This window comes from Streptomyces sp. NPDC029014, assembly GCF_055564695.1.
Genome location: NZ_JBVHVT010000247.1, coordinates 1 through 1,163, shown reverse-complemented (window position 1 = coordinate 1,163; position 1,163 = coordinate 1). Strand labels below are relative to the sequence as shown.

Below are 1,163 nucleotides of genomic sequence, written 5' to 3'. Positions count from 1 at the left end.
AGAAGTTGGCCGCCACCTGGGTTTGCCCGTCGTAGCGGTCCAGCATGATCCGGGCGTCGCCGTAACGCGTCATGGCATCCGCCGTGGCCTGGGTGCTGCCCTGATCGCCCTCGGCGTGCTCTGCCGCCAAGCGAAGGCCGCCCTCGGTGCGGTAGGTCGCTCGGGTGGTCAGGGCATCCTGGCCTGGAGCTTGGCGGGCCCGAACGCCCACGCTGGCCTTGCTGCCGAAGCGGTAGGTGTAGCTGGCGGACACTTGAAGATCGTCGCCTTGGAGGTCTCGGAGCACGTTGGCGGACACTTGGCCTGCAGTGCCCAGGTTCGCGCTCACGCCCAAGGAAGCGAAGGCCAGGCTGGAGCGCCCCGTGTCGATGGCGCTGTAGATGCCACGCAAAGTGAAGCGGCGATCCGGGCGGTAGGAAACGCTGGCTTGGGTGCGCGAAGCGATGGGCAGCGCCGTCTCGCTCTGCAGTCGCCAGAAACCGTCGTTTTCTTCGTGTTCCAGCCGCAGGCCAAAGGTGGGCCCTCGGTAGTCGTAGGCAGCAGCCCAACGCGTCCCGCCGTCGCTTGAGCGCCCCACCTCCCCGTCGAGCACGCCCCAGGTGCCCGGGGCCCAGGTGGAACCCACGGTGACGTTGCCCTTGCCGTTCTCGTCCACCTGACCACCGGCTCGGATGGTCCAGCGGTCGTTGACGCCCTTGGCCCACGACGCGCTGACGCCGGCCGTGCCGTAGCGGTTTTCGTCTTCGCGGACTTGTCCGGCCGCGATTTCCCAAGCGGAGAGTCCAGGACGCAGCAGGGTTGGGGCCACGTAGAGCCGTGCAGTGGAAACGGCAGTTTCCCGGCCGTAGGCGTCACGCACCACTACATCCGTTTGGCTGGCCCCCAAGGCCACGTTTCGCCCGTCCACGGTGAAGGGGCCGGCGTTGACGTCCTGGCGCGTGATTTCGGCTTGGTTGGACAGGACCTTGACCTGCCCCGGATCCAACGCGATGCCCCCCAAGGTCGGGACGGGCCACGTCGGCGTGAGCGGATCCAGCGCTGCCGGGTCCTTCGCGAGGCGAATGCCGCCCAGCGCCACGGGGCCGATGCGGGGCGTGGCGTAGACATCGCCGGCTTGCCAGGTCCGTTGGCGCTGCAGGTCGTCTTTCTGCCAGGCGGTCATG

At 68.3% G+C, this 1,163-nt stretch carries 1 protein-coding gene; it reads right to left on the bottom strand.

Annotation, left to right across the window (positions count from 1 at the left end):
* Positions 1-1,163: fimbria/pilus outer membrane usher protein (locus tag ACZ4VL_RS40855; RefSeq protein WP_468211133.1), on the bottom strand; the 1,163-nt coding region annotated here is incomplete at both ends.